Source organism: Burkholderia sp. HI2714, assembly GCF_002223085.1.
In the GTDB taxonomy this organism is placed as follows: domain Bacteria; phylum Pseudomonadota; class Gammaproteobacteria; order Burkholderiales; family Burkholderiaceae; genus Burkholderia; species Burkholderia lata_D.
This window is the reverse complement of record NZ_NKFM01000053.1, coordinates 327,991-351,194: the sequence shown is the minus strand read 5'-3', so window position 1 is coordinate 351,194 and position 23,204 is coordinate 327,991. Positions and strand designations below refer to the sequence as shown.

The 23,204-nt window shown below is 66.5% G+C and carries 17 protein-coding genes and 1 tRNA gene; 13 read left to right on the top strand and 5 right to left on the bottom strand.

All coding sequences use genetic code 11. The features are described from left to right. Window positions 1-4 precede the first annotated feature (4 nt). Both CFB82_RS28310 and CFB82_RS28305 read left to right on the top strand, forming a co-directional pair. Window positions 5-1,471, top strand: coding sequence for a flippase (locus CFB82_RS28310; protein WP_089427929.1), 1,467 nt, complete (start codon window positions 5-7; stop codon window positions 1,469-1,471). Beyond that, complete coding sequence (locus tag CFB82_RS28305; protein ID WP_179255463.1) at window positions 1,468-3,933, top strand: glycosyltransferase family 4 protein; 2,466 nt, start codon at window positions 1,468-1,470, stop codon at window positions 3,931-3,933. The genes CFB82_RS28310 and CFB82_RS28305 overlap by 4 nt, the downstream gene beginning before the upstream one ends. A 408-nt stretch (window positions 3,934-4,341) precedes the next feature. Here CFB82_RS28305 and CFB82_RS28300 read toward each other — a convergent pair whose 3' ends face one another. Continuing rightward, a complete protein-coding gene (locus CFB82_RS28300) occupies window positions 4,342-5,517 on the bottom strand; it encodes an acyltransferase family protein (protein ID WP_089486186.1) in 1,176 nt (391 codons plus the stop codon). A gap of 217 nt (window positions 5,518-5,734) precedes the next feature. Between CFB82_RS28300 and CFB82_RS43420 the strand changes: the two genes are divergently transcribed. Both CFB82_RS43420 and galU read left to right on the top strand, forming a co-directional pair. Further along, window positions 5,735-5,878 (top strand): hypothetical protein, encoded by a 144-nt coding sequence (locus CFB82_RS43420; RefSeq protein ID WP_006479318.1) that lies wholly within the window; start codon window positions 5,735-5,737, stop codon window positions 5,876-5,878. Window positions 5,879-6,108: 230 nt separating this feature from the next. Further along, window positions 6,109-6,996: a UTP--glucose-1-phosphate uridylyltransferase GalU gene (galU, locus tag CFB82_RS28295; RefSeq protein ID WP_011548079.1), complete on the top strand. Its 888-nt coding sequence runs from the start codon at window positions 6,109-6,111 to the stop codon at window positions 6,994-6,996. 378 nt (window positions 6,997-7,374) lie between these two features. Here galU and CFB82_RS28290 read toward each other — a convergent pair whose 3' ends face one another. Further along, window positions 7,375-8,493 (bottom strand): acyltransferase family protein, encoded by a 1,119-nt coding sequence (locus CFB82_RS28290; protein ID WP_089486185.1) that lies wholly within the window; start codon window positions 8,491-8,493, stop codon window positions 7,375-7,377. A 257-nt stretch (window positions 8,494-8,750) separates the two neighbouring features. Here CFB82_RS28290 and CFB82_RS28280 point away from each other — a divergent pair, with 257 nt between their 5' ends. Together CFB82_RS28280 and CFB82_RS28275 are read left to right on the top strand one after the other, a co-directional pair. After that, entirely contained in the window at window positions 8,751-9,200 is a 450-nt protein-coding gene (locus CFB82_RS28280) for an HU family DNA-binding protein (protein ID WP_011355701.1), read from the top strand. A gap of 284 nt (window positions 9,201-9,484) precedes the next feature. Continuing rightward, entirely contained in the window at window positions 9,485-10,276 is a 792-nt protein-coding gene (locus tag CFB82_RS28275) for an AadA family aminoglycoside 3''-O-nucleotidyltransferase (RefSeq protein ID WP_089486184.1), read from the top strand. Window positions 10,277-10,424: 148 nt separating this feature from the next. Here CFB82_RS28275 and CFB82_RS28270 read toward each other — a convergent pair whose 3' ends face one another. The 3 genes from CFB82_RS28270 to CFB82_RS28260 form a co-directional block, all read right to left on the bottom strand. After that, window positions 10,425-10,898, bottom strand: a complete 474-nt coding sequence (locus CFB82_RS28270) for a VOC family protein (protein WP_089447405.1) — start codon at window positions 10,896-10,898, stop codon at window positions 10,425-10,427. Between the two features lie 389 nt (window positions 10,899-11,287). Further along, window positions 11,288-12,448 (bottom strand): porin, encoded by a 1,161-nt coding sequence (locus CFB82_RS28265; protein WP_089447406.1) that lies wholly within the window; start codon window positions 12,446-12,448, stop codon window positions 11,288-11,290. 417 nt (window positions 12,449-12,865) lie between these two features. Next, window positions 12,866-13,819: a YihY/virulence factor BrkB family protein gene (locus CFB82_RS28260; RefSeq protein ID WP_089486183.1), complete on the bottom strand. Its 954-nt coding sequence runs from the start codon at window positions 13,817-13,819 to the stop codon at window positions 12,866-12,868. Between the two features lie 142 nt (window positions 13,820-13,961). Here CFB82_RS28260 and fdnG point away from each other — a divergent pair, with 142 nt between their 5' ends. The 7 genes from fdnG (at window position 13,962) to CFB82_RS28225 (ending at window position 23,189) form a co-directional block, all read left to right on the top strand. Beyond that, window positions 13,962-17,033: a formate dehydrogenase-N subunit alpha gene (gene fdnG, locus CFB82_RS28255; RefSeq protein WP_089486182.1), complete on the top strand. Its 3,072-nt coding sequence runs from the start codon at window positions 13,962-13,964 to the stop codon at window positions 17,031-17,033. Window positions 17,034-17,043: 10 nt separating this feature from the next. Then, window positions 17,044-17,958, top strand: coding sequence for a formate dehydrogenase subunit beta (gene fdxH, locus CFB82_RS28250; protein WP_089447409.1), 915 nt, complete (start codon window positions 17,044-17,046; stop codon window positions 17,956-17,958). Next, window positions 17,955-18,581, top strand: a complete 627-nt coding sequence (locus CFB82_RS28245; RefSeq protein ID WP_021162866.1) for a formate dehydrogenase subunit gamma — start codon at window positions 17,955-17,957, stop codon at window positions 18,579-18,581. Before fdxH ends, CFB82_RS28245 begins: the two co-directional genes overlap by 4 nt. Window positions 18,582-18,690: 109 nt before the next feature. Beyond that, window positions 18,691-19,626: a formate dehydrogenase accessory protein FdhE gene (gene fdhE, locus CFB82_RS28240; protein ID WP_174945113.1), complete on the top strand. Its 936-nt coding sequence runs from the start codon at window positions 18,691-18,693 to the stop codon at window positions 19,624-19,626. Between the two features lie 73 nt (window positions 19,627-19,699). After that, window positions 19,700-21,139, top strand: a complete 1,440-nt coding sequence (gene selA, locus CFB82_RS28235; RefSeq protein WP_069251175.1) for an L-seryl-tRNA(Sec) selenium transferase — start codon at window positions 19,700-19,702, stop codon at window positions 21,137-21,139. After that, window positions 21,136-23,061 carry a selenocysteine-specific translation elongation factor gene (selB, locus tag CFB82_RS28230; RefSeq protein ID WP_089486181.1) on the top strand — a complete coding sequence of 642 codons (1,926 nt, stop codon included), beginning with the start codon at window positions 21,136-21,138 and terminating at the stop codon, window positions 23,059-23,061. The genes selA and selB overlap by 4 nt, the downstream gene beginning before the upstream one ends. A 32-nt stretch (window positions 23,062-23,093) precedes the next feature. Continuing rightward, window positions 23,094-23,189 (top strand) — tRNA-Sec (locus CFB82_RS28225). Window positions 23,190-23,204: the final 15 nt, after the last annotated feature.

The following is a 23,204-nucleotide window of genomic DNA, read 5'->3' as shown; positions in this document are numbered from 1 at the left end:
AAGCATGGACAAAGGCATACTCAAGAACGTTTCGATCAACTTCATCGGGCTGATCCTGCCGACCTTCGTGTCGCTGGTGACGGTGCCCGCCTATATCCACGCGCTCGGCGTCGAACGCTACGGCGTCGTCAGCCTCGTGTGGACGCTGATCGGCTATTTCGGGATCCTCGATCTCGGGATGAGCATGGCCGCGCAGAACCACATCTCGAAGGCGCTCGCGAGCGGCAACGCCGACGAAAGCGCGCGCGTGTTCTGGAGCGCGTTCTGGCTGAACCTCGGCACCGGCATCGTCGGCGGGCTGCTGATCTATTTCGGCGCGTTCGTCTACACCGCGTACTTCACGAAGGTGTCGGCGGCGATGCAGCACGAGGTGTATCTCGCGTTGCCGTGGCTCGCGCTCGCGATTCCGCTGGCGAACGTGTCGTGGGTGTTCGCCGGCGCGATCAACGGCGCCGAACGCTTCGGCGTGTTCAACACGAACCAGACGATCGGCACGTTCCTGTTCCAGCTGCTGCCGCTCGGCGCCGCGTGGTGGATCGCGCCGAACCTGCAGACGGTGCTCGCCGCGGCGGTCGTCGCGCGGCTGATCGCGGCGGTGATGCTCGGCCAGGCGAGCATCAAGGTGCTCGGGATCCGGCGCATCGATCCGCCGCAGTGGGGCACCGCGAAAGGACTGTTCAACTTCGGCGGCTGGATGCTGATCGCGAGCACGACGAGCATGATCGCCGACACGCTCGACCGCGTGATGCTCGGCGCCGGCATGGGCGCGAAGTTCGTCACTTATTACACGGTGCCGCAGAACCTCGTCACGCGCCTGAACATGCTGCCGAACGCGCTCGTGCGCACGCTGTTCCCGCGTCTGTCGGCGGTCGGCCGCGACCATGCGGACACGCTCGCGCGCCAGTCGCTCGAATTCCTGAACGGCGTGTTCACGCCGGTCGGCATCGTCGCGATCTTCGCGCTCGCGCCGTTCCTCACGCTGTGGGTTGGCGCGGATCTCGCCGCGCATTCGGCGCCGGTCGGCCGCGTGCTGGTGATCAGCGTGTGGCTCGTCGGCCAGGCGAGCGTCACGCGCATCCTGATCCAGTCGCAGGTCAACCCGGCCCGCGCGGCATTTGCCGGGCTCGTCGAGATGCCGTTCTTCGTCGGCGGCCTGTGGTTCGGCATTCATCACTTCGGGCTGATCGGCGCGGCGGTGGTGGTCGCGGCGCGCGCGCTCGTCGACTACGGTGTGCTGCTGTACCTGTCGGCGATCCGGATGCGCGCGATCGTGCTCGACATGCTCGCGCACCTGGCCTTCCTGCTCGCGAGCCTGTTCCTGGCGCAGGCGTGGCCGGGGCTCGTCGAGTCGATCGGCATGTGCGCGGTCGTGCTGCTGTTGAACGTCGCGTGGTCGCTCACGATGACGCCGGGGCTGCGTGCGCTGGTGCGCGACCTGTTTGTCCGTCTCAATGCGAGGAGAACCGTATGAATCGCGATCTGGCGGAACACGCCGTATTGAATCTCGCCACCGCCGATGCGGCCGTGGCCGAAGCCGGCGACGCCACCGCGCTGCGCCGGGCGCTGCCGGCCGAACGCGCAAGCGCACGCCATCCGGCGCGCGCGCTGCGCGTGGCGATCGTCCACGACTGGCTCGTCACCTATGCGGGCGCCGAGCGCGTGCTCGAGCAGATCGTCGCGTGCTTTCCCGACGCGGACCTGTTCAGCCTCGTCGATTTCCTCGACGACCGCGCGTTCGTGCGCGGCAAGCCGGTGACGACGTCGTTCATCCAGAAGCTGCCGTTCGCGCGCACCAAGTACCGCAGCTACCTGCCGCTGATGCCGCTCGCGATCGAGCAGCTCGACGTGTCGGAGTACGACCTGGTGATCTCGAGCAGCCACGCGGTCGCGAAGGGCGTGCTGACCGGGCCGGACCAGGTGCACATCAGCTACGTGCATTCGCCGATCCGCTATGCGTGGGACCTGCAGCACCAGTATCTGGAACAGTCGAATCTCACGCACGGGCCGAAATCGCTGCTCGCGCGGATGATCCTGCATTACATCCGCAACTGGGATACGCGCACCGCGAACGCGGTGGACGGCTTCGTCGCGAACTCCGCGTTCATCGCGCGGCGTATCAAGAAGGTCTACCACCGCGACGCGGCGGTGATCTTCCCGCCGGTCGACGTCGACGCGTTCTCGCTGAACGCGGTGAAGGAGGATTTCTACCTGACCGCGTCGCGAATGGTGCCGTACAAGAAGATCGACCTGATCGTCGAAGCGTTTTCGCGCACGCCGGAGCGCAAGCTCGTCGTGATCGGCGACGGTCCCGAGATGCAGAAGATCCGCGCGAAGGCCGGCCCGAATGTCGAGATCATGGGCTACCAGCCGTTCGCGGTGCTGCACGACCGGATGCGGCGCGCGAAGGCGTTCGTGTTCGCGGCCGAGGAGGATTTCGGGATCTCGGTGGTCGAGGCGCAGGCGTGCGGCACGCCGGTGATCGCGTACGGCAAGGGCGGCGCGCTCGAAACCGTGCTCGACCCGCAATCGAACCTGAATCCGACCGGGCTCTTCTTCGACGAACAGACGCCGCACGCGATCGTCGCGGCCGTCGACGATTTCGAGCGTGCGCCGCAGCGCTTCACGCCGACCGCCTGCCGCACGAATGCGGAGCGGTTTTCCGCCGATACGTTCCGGCGGCGCTTTCTCGACTATGTGGAAGCCGCGCTGCCCGGCTCGACCGCGCAGCGCGGTACGGCCATCGCGCCGATGCCGGCCGCGCGCGGCCCGGCGACGCTCGTGCTCGACCAGAGCGGCGTGCTCGGCGGCGCCGAGCTGTCGCTGCTCGAGATCATGAAGCACATGCGCGCGAACGCCGACGTGCTGCTGTTCGACGACGGCCCGTTCCGTGCGGCGCTCGACGAGATCGGCGCGCGCGTCGACGTGGTCGACCAGGGCGCGCTCGCGGGCGTGCGCAAGCAGGGTGGCGTGTCGGTCGGGGCGGTGAAACAGCTCGTGCGGCTGGTGCGCGACGTCGCGCGGCGCGCGCGCCGTGCCGAGGTGATCTACGCGAACACGCAGCGCGCGATGGTGGTCGCCGCGCTCGCCGGGCGGCTCGCACGCAAGCCGGTGGTGTGGCACCTGCGCGACATCGTCAGCACCGACCATTTCGGCAGCAAGCAATTGCTGGCGATCAAATACTGCGCGCGGCTCGGCATCACGCGCGTGATCGCGAACTCCGACGCGTCCGCGCAGGCGTTCCGGACGCTGACGGGCTTCACGCCGCAGCACGTCGATGTCGTGTTCAACGGCATTTCGGCCGAGCCGTTCGATGCGCTGGAAGGCGTCAGCCAGGCCGCGCTGCGCGCGCGGCTGGGGTTGCCCGAGCATGCATGGCTCGTCGGCTCGTTCAGCCGTCTCGCGCGCTGGAAGGGACAGCACGTGCTGCTGGAAGCCGCCGCGCGGCATCCCGACATGCACGTGGTGCTGGTCGGCGCGCCGCTGTTCGGCGAGGACGAATACGCGGCGCAGCTGCACGAGACCGTCGCACGGCACGGGATGGGCGGGCGCGTGCATTTCCTCGGGTTCCAGCGCGACGTGGCCGCCTGCATGACGGCGGTCGACGTCGTGGCGCACACGTCGATCACGCCGGAGCCGTTCGGGCGCGTGATCGTCGAGGGGATGCTCGCGCGCCGGCCGGTCGTCGCGGCCCGCGCGGGCGGCGTCGTCGAGATCATCGAGGACGGCGACAACGGGCTGCTCTGCGCGCCGGGCGATGCGGCCGCGCTGGCCGATGCGCTGGCTACGCTGAAGCGTGACGGTGCGCTGCGCGAGCGGCTCGTCGCGAGCGGGCGCGCGACGGCGGTGCGCCGGTTCGGCACCGAAACCTACGTGGAGCGGGTCGAGAAGATCCTCGCGGATACGGCGAAGGCCGCGAAGGCGAAGAAGCGGTAAAAGCGGCGCGAGCCGGCGGGAAACAGGCCCTCATGCGGCGGTGCGCCGCGTGGGGGCTTTGTTTTTCAGCGCCGGGGCTTTGTCCGGCGAGGGGCGGCTGGCAGGTTGTCTCGTGCGGGGTTGGGCGCGGGCTTGACCGATCGTCGATTGGGGCGACGACGGGCGGTGCGAGACGTCGGAGAAGACGGCGGCGCGTGGGGCGACTCGAGAAGGCGACCCGAGAAGGCGACACCCAGGCAGCCTGCGTGGAGAAAATCGGTCGGAGACGGCCTGTGCGGGGCGTGGCGCCGTCGCACGCCGGAGGGCTACCCCATCCCGCCAACCCGGCTTGCCGGCGCGCTCAGGCCATGAAAAAGCCCCCGCGCAGCGTACCGCCGCGCGAGGGCTCGGGAAAGCGTTCCGGCCGGGTCAGACGGCTCGTTCGGGCGCCGCCGAAACGACCCGGGCAGGGCGAGCCGGCTTGAAGCTGGCCGACCACGTCATCGCGGGCCGTTCGAACATCCGGTAGAACACATACGCGACCGGGATCGCGGCGGCCATGAACGCGAACGAAGGCCAGATCGACAGCTGCAGCTCGGAATGGAACAGCACCGAGCCGAGGCAGACGAACAGCGGCAGGTGGATCAGGTACAGCGAGTAGCTGAAGTCGCCGAACCAGCTCAGCACGCGCAGCGGCGGCGTCGGGCGCGGAGGACGGGCGAGCGCGCGATAAAGGAAGCATGCGAAGCCGGCCGACCACAGCTGGAATGCGCCGTACTGGCCGAAATGGAACGCGCCGCAGCCGGCGGCCAGCAGCACGGCGGCCGTACCGTACCACGCGCGCGACGGCACGGCGGCCGCGCCGCGTGCCGGCTGCGCGCGCACGTCGGCGATCCACGCGCCGATCGTCCAGGACAGCCAGTACGACGTGAAGAACTGCAGGTCGTGCCGTTCGAGCAGCCACGCCGACGCGACGTTGACGAGCGCGACCGCGGCCACGACCGCCGGCATGCCGATGCGCCGGCGGATCGCGAACAGCAGCGGGTAGATCGCGTAGAACTGCACTTCGAGCGACAGCGTCCACAGCGCGCCGTTCGACCCGTACGTGTAGCCGGCGACGCCCTGCAGCGAGAACAGGTTCACGAGGAACGCGACGAGGCCGACGTCGCGGATCTTGTGGCTGACGGGCTCGATCTGCAGGCTGACCGAGTCGAGTGCGAGCGTAAACAGCAGCGCGGCCAGCAGCACCGGGTAGATGCGGGCGAACCGGCGCACCCAGAAGTTCGGCGCGTCGAGCCGGTACGCGGGATCGGCCGCGAGCTTGAGCGCCGCGTTGCGGTGGATGCAGTAGCCGCTGATCACGAAGAAGATCGGCACGCCGGCGGAGCCCCACGCGAACGGGAAGGTCAGGTAGCCGGCGATCGCGCTCGAGGTGAGCGCATGGCCGTAAGCCTGATGGAAGCTTTGCATGCCGACCCAGACGACCTGGCGGCAATGGAAATAGGCGACGAGCAGCGCCGCGAAGCCGCGCATCGCGTCGATCACGTGTTCCTTGTGATCGGCGACGGGCGGCGCGGTCAGAGACGATCCGCTGAAAGCTTGCATGCGATTCGATTCCTTGCGACGGATGGACGGGAAGTTTCATCCAATCGTAATGCGCAAGAATTCGATCAATGAATAAAAAAATCTCGCCGGGAAATATCGGAATTCCACATCATGGTTTTATCGCGCTCGGAAAGCGGTTCCGCGAGGCGGGTCAATTATTTACCGATTTTTTTCTGATAGTTTGAAGCTCCAGTTGATTGATGCAAGGAGCGGCAAGATGGACATGCATTGGATCGCGAGCGCTGCAGTACTGCTGGTCATGGCCGTGCTGTCGGCGTACCGCGAGGCGCTGAAGAACGAACCGATTCGCCCGGGTCTCGAACGGGGCGGCGTGCCCTATATCGAGGAATTCGAATCGTAAGAATTTGTATCTGGAAAATCGGTAATTTGTTTCTGCTTCGGCACTCGGTTCGGCAATATCGACCGGGTTGAAAGGATTATATTTTTTCCGGAATCATTGGGCAATCAGTCCATATCGAAAATGAGCGGAGTCGAATTGGCAGTACCGTCGATTCTCGATATGCCGTTCGGAACACAATCGCGCCGGGTCGCTGGTCGACGCGGCGCAGTTAACGCAATCAGGATGCGAACATGTTGAAAGTCACCAAGGCCGTGTTCCCCGTTGCCGGTCTCGGCACGCGGTTCCTCCCGGCAACGAAGGCGAGCCCGAAGGAAATGTTGCCCGTCGTCGACAAGCCGCTGATCCAGTACGCGGTCGAGGAAGCGATCAACGCCGGTATCACCGAGATGATCTTCGTCACCGGGCGCAGCAAGCGCGCGATCGAGGATCACTTCGACAAGTCCTACGAGATCGAGGCCGAACTCGAGGCGCGCGGCAAGGAAAAGCTGCTCGAACTGGTGCGCGGCATCAAGCCGAGCCACGTGAACTGCTTCTACGTGCGCCAGCCGGAAGCACTCGGCCTCGGCCACGCAGTGCTGTGCGCGGAGAAGCTGGTGCACGGCGAGCCGTTCGCGGTGATTCTCGCCGACGACCTGCTGCACGGCGAACAGCCGGTGCTCAAGCAGCTCGTCGACGTGTTCGACCACTATCACAGCTCGGTGATCGGGGTCGAGACGATCCCGCGCGAGGACAGCCGCTCGTACGGCGTCGTCGAAGGCCGCGAATGGGAAGAGGACATCATCAAGCTGTCGGGCATCATCGAGAAGCCGGCGCCGGAAGATGCGCCGTCGAATCTCGGCGTGGTCGGCCGCTACGTGTTCATGCCGACGATCTTCGATCACCTGCGCAAGCTCAAGCCGGGCGCCGGCGGCGAGCTGCAGCTGACCGATGCCGTCCAGTCGCTGCTCGCGAACGAGCAGGTGCTCGCGTATCGCTACTACGGCACGCGCTTCGACTGCGGCAGCAAGATCGGCTATCTCAAGGCCACCGTCGAACTCGCGCTCCAGCATCCGGAAGTGAGCCGCGAATTCGAGGCCTACCTGCGTACCTGTTTGCCCGCGCTGGCTGCTGTCGCCTAAGCAGCCGCGCGCTCCGTTGTTTCAGGTGGTGGTTGTTCCGTTGGCCCCGGCCGCTCGCGCGCCGGGGCTTTTTTGCGTGTGCGGGTGCGCCAGTGCACGGTCGGCGTGTATGTCGTGGCGGACCGGCTTCAGGATCGGGGCTGCGTGCGGAGCGGGGCGCCCCTGCGAGAACGGACGTCACGGCTGAAACCGGTGCCGCGGCGGGCGCCCGGATGACAGGGGCGGCGGTTCGGTTGCGCGACGCACATCGACGTTCGTGACCGCATCGGATCGGCCGGCGCCGGCCGATGACGCAACGGCTCGCTCGTCGCGCGTCGGCTTCCGGGCGTGGCCGGAATCGCGGTTTTCAGTTCAACCGTTGCCGCGTCCGTGCAGCGTTCAACGTGCCGACGTGGTCGGCCGCGCGACGAAATGCCGGGCCAGCATCGCGGCGACCGGCTTCTTGAAATCGAGCAGCCGCTTTTCGAGATAGCGCCAGGACAGGTGCGCGAGCAGCACGGCGAGCGCGAACTGCAGCAGTTCGGGTAGCGTGTCGCGGACGATTTCAGGGATGGCCACGTGCGCGACGTGCGCGGGCAGCACGCCGAAACGCGCCGGAATCAGGTTGTGGAACAGGTAGAAGCCGTAGCTGATCGTGCCGAGATAGGCGAGCGGCGCCCAGTCGAGCAGCGCCACGACCGGATGTTCGGGTTCGCTGACGATCCATAGCAGCAGCGCGCCGAGCGACGCGGACAGGCCGAGATCCGCGAGCCCCGCGATCGTGTCGGGCAAGGTCGTGCATGCAGGCAGCACGAGGAAGAATGCGACGCCGGCCGCGCCGAGCCAGCCGGGCGGAACGCGGCGCACGGCGGCCGCACCGCGATCGGCGAGCGCCATCGCGCCGACGCCGCCGAGCGCGATTAGCGCGAAATTCCACGGGGAAAACGCATAGATCAGCACCGGCGACGCGTCGCACAGGTAGAGCGCGAGATGCGCGAGCGCGCACAGTACGATGGCCGCGATGCCGAGCGCGACGTGTCGCGCGGCGGGCACCGCGAGCAGCGCGAGCGGTGCGATCAGATAGAACTGCTGTTCAACCGCGAGGCTCCAGAAGTGCGACGTGGAGCCCGGCCAGCCGTCCTTGACGGCACCGATCCAGTAATTCGACAGGAACACCGCGTGCCACGCGAGCCCGAGATTGACGCCGCGCTGGTAGAACAGCGCGTGCGCGATCGCGAGCGCGGCGAGCAGCAGGTAATACACGGGAAAGATCCGCAGCGCGCGCTTCGCGAGGAACAGCGCGAACGCATGGCGGCGCGTCATGGTGCCGCGCTCGACCGCCTGGCGGTTGCGATGCAGCTCGCCGACGATCAGGAATCCGCTGATGAGGAAAAACGTCCACACGCCAAGCTTGCCGACGTCGACGGCAAGGACGTGGCCCTTGTGGGACAGGAAAACGAGGATGACGGCGAGGGCTCGCAGGCCGTCGAGTCCTTTGACGTATCTGGCTTCGCGCATGGAGGCATCCGGGCATTGAGCGAGCCCAGTATAGGTGCGCAAATATCGAACGTAATTCGCATTCGGGTGCCTACGTGAAGGCGTTTTTTGATGCTGGAGCGTCGATGAAATCGGTCGCATGCAAAAAAACCTGCGGGAAACCCCGCGAAAACGCATAAAAGTACTCCACGAAGCGTCAAGGCGCTTGTAGAATCCGGCGTTGAAGCGCGCGCGTTGCACGCTTCGTGTATCCAACGACCACACCTGGTAGGAGAAACATGGCGACTTCCGCAAAAAAGGTGGCCAAGAAGGCTGCCGCACCGGCCACCAAGAAAGTGGCTGCCAAAAAGGCTGCGCCCGCGAAGAAAGTAGTGGCCAAGAAGGTTGTCGCGAAGGCGGCACCGGCCGCTCCGACGCCGCTGAAGGACAAGTTCACGAAGGCATCGCTCGCAACGCACATCGCTGAGCGCGCAGCTGTCGAAGTGAAGGCTGTCAAGGCAGTGCTCGTCGCACTCGAGAACGTCGTGCTGGGCTCGGTCCACAAGAAGGGCGCGGGCGAGTTCACGCTGCCGGGTCTGCTGAAGATCACGGCGCAAGTCGTGCCGGCGAAGAAGAAGCGCTTCGGCAAGGATCCGTTCACGGGCGAAGAGCGTTGGTTCCCGGCGAAGCCGGCCAGCGTGCGCGTGAAGGCACGTGCGCTGAAGAAGCTGAAGGACGCGGCGGCGTAATGCCGCGCAGCGGTTGCCGAATGCGAATGCATGTCGGCAGCCGTTGCGATGTCCGACGATCCCCGTACGCGAAAGCGTGCGGGGATTTTTATTGCGCTGCGCAAATCGCGCGGCAGCCACGCAGCGACATGGCGGAAGGTCCGCTTCGACGCGTGACGCACGACGGACGACGCGCCGCGCACGCGCGATGACGAACGGCAATCCTCTGTGCGCTTGCAGCAGATCCGCTGCTGCCCGTCGCGCTCGCTGTGCCGGTTGCGTGCGCATTGCGAGGCACACGCATCGTGACTGAAGCCATTCCCGACGAAATCGCCGCCCAGGTCGCCGCCGCGTGCGACACGATCGAGCGGCATCTCGGCGCGACGCTGAAGGCAATCCACCTGTTCGGATCGGCGCTCGACGGCGGATTGAAGCCGCGCAGCGACATCGACGTACTGGTGACGGTGTCGGGCCGGCCCGACGAATCGACGCGGCACGCACTGATGCTCGACCTGCTCGCCGTGTCGGCGCCGCCCGGTCGCGCCGACGGCGTGCGCGCACTGGAAGTGACCGTCGTCGCGCACGATGAAGTCGTGCCGTGGCGTCATCCGGCGCGTCGCGAACTGCAGTTCGGTGAATGGCTGCGTCACGACCTCGAGGCCGGCATCGTCGAACCGGCGCTCGTCGATCACGATCTGGCGATCCTGTTGACGAAGGTGCGGCAGCACAGTGTCGTGCTGGTTGGCCCGCCGGTGGCGGCGCTTTTCGAGCCAGTGCCCGCACGGGATTTTGTCGCCGCGCTGCTGGCGACGGTTGCGCAGTGGAATGCCGAACCGGACTGGCGCGGCGACGAGCGCAACGTGGTGCTCGCGCTCGCGCGCATCTGGTACAGCGCCGCGACCGGCAGGATCGCGCCGAAGGACGTCGCGGCGACATGGGTACTGGAACGCTTGCCGGAACCATACCGGCCGGTTGTCGCGGCGGCGCGTGCCGCCTATCTCGGCGGCGAAGAGGATGCGGCGATCCTGTCGGGCGAACCTCTCGCTGCATTCATCGGCTACGCACGGCGAACGGTCGAATCAATGCTGTCGATGTAGCGGCGGATGCCGCGCGCGGGGCCGGCTTGGCAGCGATGCCGATGAAGATCGTCGGCATTGGCGCGGCAGTCGCACGCGCATGCTGTCGAGCCGGAAGCCAGTCGGCGATCCGGCGCGTCATCGCGCATGCGCCGTGCGACGTGCTTCGTCAGCCCGCCGTACCCGCGTAGGCGGCTTTCAGCGCGGCGTCGTCGAGCTTGATCATCTGCATCATCGCCGCGGCCACGCGCGTGGCCTTGACCGTGTCCCGGTCGGACATCATCGGAATCAGCGTTTCCGGAACGATCTGCCACGACACGCCGTAGCGGTCTCTCAGCCAGCCGCAGGCGTCGGCCGTGCCGCCGTTGTCGAGCAGGGCGTTCCAGTAGCGGTCGAGTTCCGCCTGGTCGGCGCAGCTGACCAGCAGCGAGATCGCATGGTTGAACGTATCGGTGCGCGGGTGGCTCATCGCGAAGAACGGCTGCCCGAACAGCTCGAACTCGACCATCCGCGTGCCGTCGGTGCCGGGCACCGTCGTGACGCGCACGATGCGCGAATCCGGAAAGATGCCCGCATAGAAGGCGGCGGCTTCTTCTGCTTCCGCCGCGTACCAGAGGAATGGCGTGATCTTCTGAATCGTCATGGCGTATCTCCTGTCTGTATTGGTCGGGGCGCAAATCGCGTGCCGACCTCGATACGACGGATGAGGAGCGTCGAAATCGACACGACGGGGCGAACGGCCGTCGCATCGGAGCCGTGGCACCGACAGTGCGCATGGTAGTCGTGCGGCGCGCGCACAGCGAGTGAACCTGGTGTCAGGAAATCGCGTTCCAGGCGCATTGCAGCCGCCAGGCGCCGCTGCTGGCCAACTGACGTGCATCGGGTGCTCGGGCATCGGCCGCCGGCCGGTGCAGGCCATGCCGGCCCGCTGGCGACAGACGAAAAAAAGCCAGCCACGGCCGAAACCGATGACTGGCTTTCCAGGTCGGCGGCAAGGCGTCGGAGACGCCATGCACACCGGATACTTCGTTTTTAGAACTTGTGACGCAGGCCGAGCGCGACGATTTCCTGCGAGCTCTTGCCGGCGATGCCGTACGAGCCGACCGACGCTTGCGCATCGCTGCCGTCGGCGTTGTGGCCGCTTGCGTGCTGATATGCGCCAACCAGGTACACGTCGGTGCGCTTCGACAGCGAGTAGTCCGCGCCGAGCGAGACCTGATGGTACTTGGCGTTGTTGTCGCCGCTACCCTTCGTGTAGATGTAGCCGACGCCCAGCAGCAGCGGTGCCGATGCCTGGTACGTGACGAACCCGCGGCCCGTGTTGTACTTCTGGTTCGTACCGAACGTCGAGGCGCCGTCCGCCTTGTACTGGGCGTTGCTGTAGCCGGCACCGACCGTCACCGGGCCGAATGCGTACTGGGCTGCCACTTGCGCGATGCCGATCGACGTCGACGACACGAACGCGTTGTTGATGAAGGTCGTGCCCGAGTCGCCGTCGAAGATCGCGTCGGACGTACCGGTCCAGGTACCGCGCTTGCCGGCCGTGAGGGCGGCCGCGTTGTTCGCGTGGAAGTAACCAGCAGCCACGCCCAGCGGGCCGTTGTTGTAGGCTGCGGCTGCGGCCCACGTCTGACCCTTGCCGGTCGAGCCGGCGACGCCGCCGAGTGCGTACATGCCTTCGAACTGGAGGCCGGAGAATACCGGCGACGTGTACTTGATCGCGTTGCTGACGCGCAGGCTGTTGTCGTTGTTGTCGACGTCGCCCGGCGTGGCGAACACGCTGCCGAAGTAGTTGTCAGCCGTGACTGCCTGAACCAGGTCCACGAGCGGGTCGTACTGGCGACCCAGCGTCAGCGTACCGTACTGGTCGCTTTGCAGACCGACGAATGCCTGGCGACCGAACATGCGGCCACCCTGGCCCAGCGCGCCCGATGCCGAGTTGAAGCCGTTTTCCAACTGGAAGATCGCCTTCAGGCCGCCACCGAGGTCTTCGGAACCCTTCAGGCCGAAGCGGCTGCCTTGCAGGTTGCCGCTACCCATCGACCACGAATTGTTACCTTGACCGGCGTTACCGTGAACGTACGTGATCGACGTGTCGATCACGCCGTAGAGCGTCACGCTCGACTGCGCCTGAGCAGCACCAGCGGCGCCCAGCAGGGCGAGCGAGAGGGTCGAGAGAGCAAGTTTCTTCATCGTTGAGATTCTCCACGCAAGTGATTCATCGTTATTTGTTGCGGATTGGAGAATAGCTCAGTGCCATACACGCAAGAAAGCTTAAAAAATAAAGTGTCTCGAAAAGGTAACAGCGTGAAAAAGTCCATATATATCAAGCACATCAACGACTGTTCCTGTTTTTGAAATAGTTGACAATTGCTGCGCCGCGATTGTTTCAGTAGTTGACGCACCGTGCGGCAAATCCCCTGTTTCGGCCCGTGGCAGCAACGAAACGAGGGTGTGCAAACGTTTGCGATTGCAGGCGTGCCTACGCCGGCGTGTAAAGCGCGCGTCAACGCCGCGCGCATGCGCGGCCGACGACGGGGTTGCGTAGGGATAGGGGTGTGCGGGACGCGCGGAATCGATGCGCGGTGCGTTCTGCGCCGGGCACGTCGTTCAGTCTTCGCGCGGGCGATTGTCGGCGCGGCCGGGCTGGGTGGGTTGAGCTGCGTCGCCGGACGCGGCAGGCGACGGGTTCGTGGCCGGCCGATGCGCGTTGCCGCGGGCTGCCGCGAATTCCGCGCCGAGCAGCAGCACGATCGCGGAGAAGTACAGCCACATCAGCAGGACCGCGAACGATCCGGCTGCGCCGAATGCACTTGCGGTGCCCGCACGCGCGAGGTACAGCGCGAACAGCTTCTTGCCGCCGGAGAACAGGATCGCGGACACGACGCCGCCGATCGCGGCGTCGCGCCATGCGACGCGCGCATCGGGCAGGAACTTCATCAACGACGCGAACGCGGCCGCGAGCACCGCGATGCCGACGAAGAACTGCACGAGGTTCGTGACGACCACATACGGCGAATCGCCCAGCAGCCAGGTGCCGATGAACGTGATCGCGGTGTCGAGCACGAGCGACACGATCAGCAGGAACGCGACGCCGAGCACGAGCCCGAACGAGATCAGCCGCACGCGCACGAGCCCGAGCATGCTCGACCAGCGGTTCTCGGTGGCCGGCCATATCACGCTGAGCGCGGCGCTGAGCGACGCGAAGGTGGCCGACGCGCCGATCGCGAGCGCGGCGAACGAGATCAGGGTTGCGAGGCCGCCGCGCTCGCCCGCGCGGTGCGCGTTCTGCACGATCGTCTGGATGCTGGCCGCCGCGTCGTCGCCGATCAGCTGGTGCGCCTGTTCGAACACCTGGCCGCGCGCGGCATCGTCGCCGTAGAACCAGCCGGCCACGGCAATCACCATCACGAGCATCGGCGCGAGCGAGAACGCGGAGAAAAAGGCGATGCCCGCGGCCATCGCGGAGCAGCGGTCGGACGAGAAGCGCTTGAACGCGGTGAGGGCCCAGTTGGCCTGTTGTTGCGCGAGACGGGTGGCTTCGGAGGTGATCTGTCGTTTCATGACGTTTCGGTGGCGCGGGGAACGCGGGTCATCGCTGGTAATCAGACAATTCAGTATTGATCCGAAGATTCGAACATAGTTGCGCGAACTGTCTATAATTCCTTTCAGTTTCCTCACCCCCACAATAACGCCGAGACCAGCCATGCTACAAATGTCACGGCGCCAGTTCCTGAAGGTGACGGCAACGTCGCTTGCCGGATCGAGTCTAGCCCTGATGGGCTTCTCTCCATCCGAAGCGCTCGCCGAAGTCCGACAGTACAAGCTGGCGCGCACCGTCGAAACGCGCAACACCTGTCCTTACTGCTCAGTGGGTTGCGGCATCCTGATGTACAGCCTCGGAGACGGCGCGAAAAACGCCCAGCCGAGCATCATCCACATCGAAGGCGATCCCGACCATCCCGTCAATCGCGGCACGCTGTGCCCGAAGGGCGCGAGCCTGATCGACTTCATCCACAGCCCGAGCCGCCTGACGCACCCCGAATATCGGGCGCCCGGCTCGGACAAGTGGGAACCGATTTCGTGGAATGACGCGCTCGACCGCATCGCGAAGCTGATGAAGGCCGACCGCGACGCGAACTTCGTCGAGACGGCGGAAGACGGTGCGAAGGTCAACCGATGGCTGACCACCGGCATGCTGGCGGCGTCGGCGGGCAGCAACGAGGTCGGCTACCTGACGCACAAGACCATCCGCAGTCTCGGGATGCTCGCATTCGACAATCAGGCGCGTGTCTGACATGGCCCGACGGTGGCAGGTCTTGCCCCGACGTTTGGCCGTGGAGCGATGACGAACCATTGGGTCGACATCAAGAACGCGGACGTGATTCTCGTGATGGGCGGCAATGCAGCCGAGGCCCATCCGTGCGGTTTCAAGTGGGTAACGGAGGCGAAGGCGCACCGCAAGGCGCGGCTGATCGTCGTCGACCCGCGCTTTACGCGTACGGCCTCGGTGGCCGACTACTACGCGCCGATCCGCACCGGCACCGACATCGTCTTCCTGGGCGGCGTCATCAACTATCTGCTGACGAACGACAAGATCCAGCATGAGTACGTGAAGAACTACACGGACTTCTCGTTCATCGTGCGCGAGGATTTCGCGTTCAACGACGGCATCTATTCCGGCTACGACGCGGAGAAGCACGCGTACCCGGACAAATCGAGCTGGGACTACGAGCGCGGCGACGACGGCTTCGTGAAGGTCGACCCGACGCTGCAGCATCCGCGTTGCGTGTACAACCTGCTGAAGCAGCACTACGCGCGTTATACGCCGGACATGGTCCAGCAGACGTGCGGCACGCCGAAGGAGAAGTTCCTGAAGGTGTGCGAGATGCTCGCGACCACCGCCGTTCCCGGCCGCGCCGGCACGATCCTGTACGCGCTCGGCTGGACGCACCACTCGATCGGCGCGCAGATGATCCGCACCGGCGCGATGGTGCAGTTGCTGCTCGGCAACATCGGCATCGCCGGCGGCGGGATGAACGCGCTGCGCGGCCACTCGAACATCCAGGGGTTGACCGACCTCGGGCTGATGTCGAACCTGCTGCCCGGCTACATGACGCTACCGATGCAATCCGAGCAGGATTTCGACGGCTACATCAAGAAGCGCGTGCAGCTGCCGCTGCGGCCGAACCAGTTGAGCTACTGGAAGAACTACAAGGCCTTCCACGTCAGCTTCATGAAGTCCTGGTGGGGCGACGCGGCGACCGCCGAGAACAACTGGGGCTACGACTACCTGCCGAAGCTCGACAAGCAGTACGACCTGCTGCAGGTGATCGAGCTGATGAATGCCGGCAAGATGAACGGCTACATCTGCCAGGGCTTCAACCCGCTCGCGGCGTCGCCGTCGAAGGTGAAGACGGCGGCCGGCCTCGCGAAGCTGAAGTGGCTCGTGATCATGGACCCGCTCGCGACCGAAACCTCCGAGTTCTGGAAGCATCACGGCGACTACAACGACGTCGATTCGTCGAAGATCCAGACCGAGGTGTTCCGTCTGCCGACCACGTGCTTCGCGGAGGAAAACGGCTCGCTCGTGAGTTCGAGCCGCGTGCTGCAATGGCACTGGAAGGGCGCGGAGCCGCCGGGCGAGGCGCGCAGCGACCTCGAGATCATGTCGGGGCTGTTCCTGCGCATGCGCAAGATGTACCAGAAGGACGGCGGCAAGTACCCGGATCCGATCGTCAACCTGACCTGGCCGTACGCGAACCCGGAAAGCCCGACACCCGAAGAGCTCGCGATGGAGTTCAACGGGAAGGCGCTCGCCGATCTGCCCGATCCGAAGGATCCGGCCAAGACGCTCGTGAAGAAGGGCGAGCAGCTGGCCGCGTTCGCGCAGTTGAAGGACGACGGCACGACCGCGAGCGGCTGCTGGATCTTCTGCGGTGCCTGGACGCAGGCCGGCAACCAGATGGGGCGGCGCGACAACTCCGACCCGACCGGCATCGGCCAGACGCTGAACTGGGCGTGGGCCTGGCCGGCGAACCGGCGGATCCTGTACAACCGCGCGTCGTGCGACGTCGCCGGCAAGCCGTTCGACCCGACTCGCAAGCTGATCGGCTGGAACGGCAGCGCGTGGAAGGGGGCCGACATTCCCGACTTCAAGGCGGACGAATCGCCCGAAAACGGAATGGGGCCGTTCATCATGAACCCGGAAGGTGTCGCACGCTTCTTCGCACGGGCGGGGATGAACGAAGGGCCGTTCCCCGAGCACTACGAGCCGTTCGAGACGCCGCTCGACGCGAACCCGCTGCACCCGAACAACCCGCAGGCGCTGAACAACCCGGCTGCCCGCGTGTTCCCGGACGACCGAGCGTCGTTCGGCAAGGTGGCGGATTTCCCGCACGTGGCGACGACGTACCGGCTGACCGAGCACTTCCACTACTGGACCAAGCATGCGCGGCTGAACTCGATCATCCAGCCCGAGCAATTCGTCGAGATCGGCGAAGACCTCGCGAAGGAAGTCGGTGTCGCGCATGGCGAGCGCGTGAAGGTGTCGTCCAAGCGCGGCTACATCATCGCGGTCGCCCTCGTCACGAAGCGGATCAAGCCGCTGACGGTCGACGGCAAGAAGGTCCAGACGGTCGGCGTCCCGTTGCACTGGGGCTTCAAGGGTCTGACGAAGCCCGGCTATCTCGCCAATACCCTGACTCCGTCCGTGGGTGACGGCAACTCCTATACACCGGAATTCAAGTCGTTCCTGGTGAAGGTCGAAAAGGCGTAAGGGGAAAGAGATGGCATTGCAATCGCTGGATATCAAGCGCGTCTCGGCCACCACGACGCCACCGCCCACGGTGCGCGAACCGGTGACCGGGAGCGTCGCGAAGCTGATCGACGTATCGAAGTGCATCGGCTGCAAGGCATGCCAGACGGCATGCATGGAGTGGAACGACCTGCGCGACGAAGTCGGTACCAACGTCGGCGTGTACGACAACCCGGCCGACCTGACCGAGCATTCGTGGACGGTCATGCGGTTCTCCGAATACGAGAACCCGGCGGGCGACCTCGAGTGGCTGATCCGCAAGGACGGCTGCATGCACTGCGAGGATCCGGGCTGCCTGAAGGCGTGTCCGTCGCCGGGCGCGATCGTGCAGTACAACAACGGGATCGTCGATTTCCACGAGGAGAACTGCATCGGTTGCGGCTATTGCGTGACCGGCTGCCCGTTCAACGTTCCGCGGATCTCGAAGAAGGATCATCGCGCGTACAAGTGCACGCTCTGTTCCGACCGCGTCGCGGTCGGGCAGGAACCGGCCTGCGTGAAGACCTGCCCGACGGGCGCGATCGTGTTCGGCACCAAGGAGGACATGAAGCAGCACGCGGCCGAGCGGATCGAGGACCTGAAGGAGCGCGGCTTCGAGCATGCGGGGCTGTACGACCCGCAGGGCGTGGGCGGCACGCACGTGATGTACGTGCTGCACCACGCGGACAAGCCGTCGCTGTACCACGGGCTGCCCGACAACCCGTCGATCAGCCCGATGGTGAAGCTGTGGAAGGGCATCGCGAAGCCGCTCGCGGTGGCCGGCCTCGCGCTGACCGCGCTCGCCGGGTTCTTCCACTATGTCCGGGTCGGTCCGAACGAGGTGAGCGACGAAGAGGAACAAGCCGCGCGCGACGAAGCGCGACGCATCAAGGAGGACGTGAAATGAACCACGACGACCCCAACCTGATCGTCCGCTACACGCCGAACGAGCGCACGAACCACTGGATCACCGCGATCACGTTCGTGCTGCTCGCGCTGTCCGGGCTCGCGCTGTTTCATCCGTCGATGTTCTGGCTGACCGCGCTGTTCGGCGGCGGCCAGTGGACGCGGATCCTGCATCCGTTCGTCGGCCTCGTGATGTTCGTGTCGTTCGCGATCCTGGTGGTGCGCTTCTGGCACCACAACGCGCTCGACGCGGACGATCGGCAGTGGCTCAAGCAGATCGGCGACGTGCTGACCAACCAGGAAGACAAGCTGCCGCCTGTCGGGCGCTATAACGCCGGGCAGAAGCTGCTATTCTTTACGTTGGTCGCGTGCCTGCTGCTGCTCCTGCTGTCGGGAGTCGTGATCTGGCGACGTTACTTCTCGTTCTACTTCCCGATCGGGGTGATCCGCGCGGCCGCTGTCGTGCATGCCGTGGCGGCCTTCGTGCTGATCGCGAGCATCATCGTGCACATTTACGCGGCGTTGTGGGTGAAGGGCTCGATCGGCGCGATGGTGCGCGGCACCGTCACGCTGGGCTGGGCTCGCAAGCATCACCCGAAGTGGTTCCGTGAAAGCGTGAAGTGACGCACCGGAGCGGGGCGGTTCGCCGATCGCGGCGGGCCGTTCCGCTCCTTCGCCGGAACTGCCCGAAAGCGCCGATGCGTCGGCGCTTGTTTTTTTGGAAGATATATTTGTGACACAACGCATTCTCGAACCGACCGAGATCTCGGCACTCGATCATTCGGCCATCCCGCGCTTTCGCCTGCCGGAGCGCGCCACCGCGTTCTCGGCGCGCGCCGCGCGGCTGCGCAAGCTGGCCGACCTGAACCCGATCAGCGGCTACCTGCGGCTGATGGCCACCGTCGCCGATGCGCAGCACGCGACGCTGCAAACGCTCGAACTGCCGCTGCCGTCGAAGGAAGCGATTGCGCGTGCGCAGGCGCATTCGATGCCGCTCGTGCCGGCGCTCGACGGCGAGCGCGATCCGCGCTGGCGTGCCGTGCTGTACGAACTGCTCGACCGCGTCGAAGGCGCCGGGCTCGTCAACCCGCAGCTCGCGAAGCTGCTCGACCGGCTGCGCCTGATGGCGCCCGCCGAACTCGACGCGCAAGCCGACGCGATCCTCGCGCTGCGTTTCGCCGAAGTCGACCCGGCTACCGCGCCGTTCCTGATGGCCGCGCTGCAGGTCGTCTGGACGGACCTCGCCAGCCGCGTGGCGCCGGCCGACGTCCCGTATCTCGACCAGCCGGGGCTGTGCCCCGTGTGCGGCACGCATCCGGTCGCGAGCGTCGTGCGGGTCGGCGGCCAGTACCAGGGCTACCGTTTCCTGCAATGCGGGCTGTGCACGACCGAGTGGCACATGGTGCGCACGAAGTGCTCGCACTGCGATTCGACGAAAGGCATCGCGTATCACGGGATCGAGGGCGGCAGCGAAGCCGTCAAGGCCGAATCGTGCGACGAGTGCAAGACCTATCGCAAGATCGGCTATCAGGACAAGGACTACGAGTTCGAGCCGCTGGCGGACGATCTCGCGAGTCTCACGCTCGACCTGCTGATGAACGAAGCCGGCTACCAGCGCAGTTCACCGAACCCGCTGCTGTGGCCGGATGTTTCGCGGGACGCGAATTGACGGCACGGGCCGGGGCGGTGCGCGAGCACCGGCGCCGGCCCGCTGCGAAGCATGAGACTGGAGCCACCACTACGTGACCGAACCGGGTGTGAATGAATTGAATGCGGTGCTGGCGCGCGTGCCGTCCGTCGAGCGCGTGCTGTCGTCGGCGCCGCTGCAACCGCTCATCGCGGACTTTGGCCGCACGCGCGTGCTGAACGCCGTGCGTGCCGAGCTCGAACGCTGGCGTACCGCCGCGCAACACGATCCGGCGGCGGCCGAGCCGCTCGACGAGCCGCGCATCGCAGCGGCCGTCGCGCGCACGCTGGCCGCGCAGAGCGCGGGCGCGGTGCGCGCCGTGTTCAACCTGACCGGCACCGTGCTGCACACGAACCTCGGGCGCGCACTGTTGCCCGACGACGCGGTGCGCGCGGTGGTCGACGTGCTGACGCGGCCGGTCAACCTCGAATTCGACCTTGCCACGGGCCGCCGCGGCGATCGCGACGACCTGATCGACGATCTGCTGTGCGAACTGACGGGCGCGGAAGCCGCAACCGTCGTCAACAACAACGCGGCCGCCGTGCTGCTGGCGCTGTCGGCGCTGGCGACGAAGCGGGAAGTCGTCGTGTCGCGCGGCGAGCTGGTCGAGATCGGCGGTGCATTCCGCATTCCCGACATCATGAGCCGCGCGGGCGCCAGGCTGCGCGAGGTCGGCACGACCAACCGCACTCATCTGCGCGACTACGCGGAGGCGATCGGCCCGCGCACCGCGCTGCTGATGAAAGTGCACTGCAGCAACTACGCGATCAGTGGCTTCACGAAGGAGGCGACGCTCGCGGAACTCGCGCCGCTCGCGCGCGAGCACGGGCTGCCGGTGGCCGTCGATCTTGGCAGCGGCACGCTCGCCGACCTGTCGCAATGGGGCCTGCCGCACGAGACGACCGTGCAGGAAACCGTCGCCGCCGGCGCAAACGTTGTCACGTTCAGCGGCGACAAGCTGCTCGGCGGGCCGCAGGCCGGCCTGATCGTCGGCGATCGCGCGCTGATCGCGAAGATCAAGAAACATCCGCTCAAGCGCGCGCTGCGCGTCGGCAAGCTGACGCTCGCGGCGCTCGAGCCGGTGCTGCGTCTCTACCAGTCACCCGAATTCCTGCGTGACCGGCTCACGACGCTGCGGCTGCTGACGCGCCCACAGCGCGAGATCGCCGAGGCCGCCGAACGCGTGCGTCCGGTGCTGCAGGCCGCGCTCGGCAGCGGTTTCGGCGTGACGGTCGAGCCGATGTTCAGCCAGATCGGCAGCGGCGCGCTGCCGGTCGATCAGTTGCCGAGCGCAGGGCTCGTCGTACGCACGGCGGACGGCAAGCGCGGCGGCCGTGCACTGGCGCAGCTCGAGAAACGGCTGCGCGAATGGCCGCGCCCGGTGATCGGCCGCGTCGCCGACAATGCCCTGCGGCTCGACCTGCGCTGCCTCGAAGCCGCCGACGAGGCGGTGTTCGTCGCGCAATGCGTGCCGCTCGCGGGGCCTGCTGCATGATCGTCGGTACCGCGGGACACATCGACCACGGCAAGACGACGCTGGCGCGTGCGCTGACGGGCGTCGACACCGATCGCCTGAAGGAAGAGAAGGCGCGCGGCATCTCGATCGAGCTCGGTTACGCGTATACGCCGCTCGACAACGGCGACGTGCTCGGCCTGATCGACGTGCCGGGCCATGAGAAGCTGATCCATACGATGGCGGCCGGCGCATGCGGGATCGACTTCGCGCTGCTCGTGATCGCCGCCGACGACGGCGTGATGCCGCAGACACGCGAGCATCTCGCGATCCTGCAGCTGCTCGGCGTCACGCATGGCGCCGTCGCGTTGACGAAGTGCGATCGCGTCGACGCCGCGCGCGTGGCCGAAGTGCGCGACGAGATCGCCACGTGGCTGAACGACTCGACGCTGGCCGGCGTGCCGATTTTCGAAACGCGTGCGACGGCGGCGGATGATTCCGGCGTCGCCGCGTTGAAGCGTTATCTGGCGGACGCGGCGATCGCGTGGCGCGCCCGCCGCGATGACGGGCTGTTCCGGCTCGCGGTCGATCGCGTGTTCACGCTCGCGGGGCAGGGCACCGTCGTGACCGGCACTGCGTTCTCGGGCCGCGTCGCGACCGGCGACACGCTCGCGATCGTGCGCACGGGCGGCGCGGCGCGCGTGCGCAGCATCCATGCGCAGAACCGGCCGGTCGAGGCCGGCCGCGCGGGCGAGCGTTGTGCGCTGAATCTGGCCGGGGTCGACAAGGCCGATGTCGAGCGAGGCGACACCGTCGCCGATGCGCGGCTCGTCGCGACGTCGCCGCGTCTCGACGTCGAGCTGACGCTGCTCGCGGATGCGGGGCTCACGCTGACGCACTGGGCGCCGCTGCACGTGCATCTCGGCACGCTGCATCGCGTTGCGCATGTCGCGCTGCTCGACGGCGATACGCTCGCGGCCGGCCAGCGGATGCGCGTGCAACTGGTATTCGACGAGCCGGTGTTTGCGCTGCCGGGCGACCGGTTCATCGTCCGCAATCCGCAGGCGACGCGCACGGTCGGGGGCGGCCGCGTGCTCGATCCGTTCGGGCCGGCGCGCAAGCGTCGTACGCCTGCGCGCCGCGCATGGCTCGACGCGCTGGCCGAATGGCTCGACGAAGCGCGTCTCGATGCGTTGCTCGCGCAGGCGCCGCTCGGCATCCCGCGCGCGATGCTCACGCATCTGACGGGTTTCGCGCCGAATGCGCTGGCGTTGCCGGAAGACGCGCTGGCAATCGGGCAGCGCGACGCCGCGTCGAACGACGGCGCGGTGATTGCCCAGGCGCACTGGCGCGCGCTGCAGACGCAGGCGATCGATACGCTGCGCGCGTATCACGAGCGTATGCCCGACGAGCAGGGGCTCGACGCCGCCCGGTTGCGGCGGATGGCCGCGCCGCTCGCCGGCGATGCGCTGTGGCGCGCGCTCGTCGATGCGCTGGTGGCGGGCGGCGAAGTCGCGCGAAGCGGGCCGTGGCTGCACTTGCCGTCGCATTCGGTGAGCCTCGAGCCGCGTGAGGAGGCGCTGGCGCAGCAACTGCTGCCGCTGATTCATGCGGGGCGCTTCGATCCGCCCTGGGTGCGCGACCTGGCCCGCGACACGGGCGCTGCCGAGGACGCGGTGCGCGCCTTGCTGCGCAAGCTCGCGCGGCGCGGCGACGTGCACCAGGTCGTGCGCGACCTGTTCTATCACGCGGACGTGGTGCGCGAGCTGGCGGAACTGGTCGCGCATCTTGCGCCGTCGCGCGCCGGCGGGCTCGATGCCGCGACGTTCCGCGATGCGACGGGGCTCGGCCGCAAGCGCGCGATCCAGATTCTCGAGTTCTTCGACCGGGTTGGGTATACTCGCTTCCACCGCGATCTTCACTTCCTGCGGCCTGACAGCGGTTGGGCGGGTATTCAGGCGTAGGCGCTCGTTGTTCTTTTGGTTCTTTTCCCCACGGAAGGCATTCGTATCCGGTGGTACGGCTGGACTTCAAATCCAGTTGGGGGTGTCAGACACTCCCGGGTAGGTTCGACTCCTGCTGCCTTCCGCCACAAGGGTTTCAGGCG

Excerpts from the sequence above, each read along its gene's own strand:
- CFB82_RS28270 (WP_089447405.1), bottom strand. The coding sequence starts at position 10,898 with ATGACGATTCAGAAGATCACGCCATTCCTCTGGTACGCGGCGGAAGCA.
- CFB82_RS28280 (WP_011355701.1), top strand. The coding sequence starts at position 8,751 with ATGGCGACTTCCGCAAAAAAGGTGGCCAAGAAGGCTGCCGCACCGGCC.
- CFB82_RS28260 (WP_089486183.1), bottom strand. The coding sequence starts at position 13,819 with ATGAAACGACAGATCACCTCCGAAGCCACCCGTCTCGCGCAACAACAG.
- selB (WP_089486181.1), top strand. The coding sequence starts at position 21,136 with ATGATCGTCGGTACCGCGGGACACATCGACCACGGCAAGACGACGCTG.
- CFB82_RS28310 (WP_089427929.1), top strand. The coding sequence starts at position 5 with ATGGACAAAGGCATACTCAAGAACGTTTCGATCAACTTCATCGGGCTG.
- CFB82_RS28245 (WP_021162866.1), top strand. The coding sequence starts at position 17,955 with ATGAACCACGACGACCCCAACCTGATCGTCCGCTACACGCCGAACGAG.
- CFB82_RS28290 (WP_089486185.1), bottom strand. The coding sequence starts at position 8,493 with ATGCGCGAAGCCAGATACGTCAAAGGACTCGACGGCCTGCGAGCCCTC.
- CFB82_RS28265 (WP_089447406.1), bottom strand. The coding sequence starts at position 12,448 with ATGAAGAAACTTGCTCTCTCGACCCTCTCGCTCGCCCTGCTGGGCGCC.
- CFB82_RS43420 (WP_006479318.1), top strand. The coding sequence starts at position 5,735 with ATGGACATGCATTGGATCGCGAGCGCTGCAGTACTGCTGGTCATGGCC.
- fdxH (WP_089447409.1), top strand. The coding sequence starts at position 17,044 with ATGGCATTGCAATCGCTGGATATCAAGCGCGTCTCGGCCACCACGACG.
- CFB82_RS28300 (WP_089486186.1), bottom strand. The coding sequence starts at position 5,517 with ATGCAAGCTTTCAGCGGATCGTCTCTGACCGCGCCGCCCGTCGCCGAT.
- CFB82_RS28305 (WP_179255463.1), top strand. The coding sequence starts at position 1,468 with ATGAATCGCGATCTGGCGGAACACGCCGTATTGAATCTCGCCACCGCC.
- galU (WP_011548079.1), top strand. The coding sequence starts at position 6,109 with ATGTTGAAAGTCACCAAGGCCGTGTTCCCCGTTGCCGGTCTCGGCACG.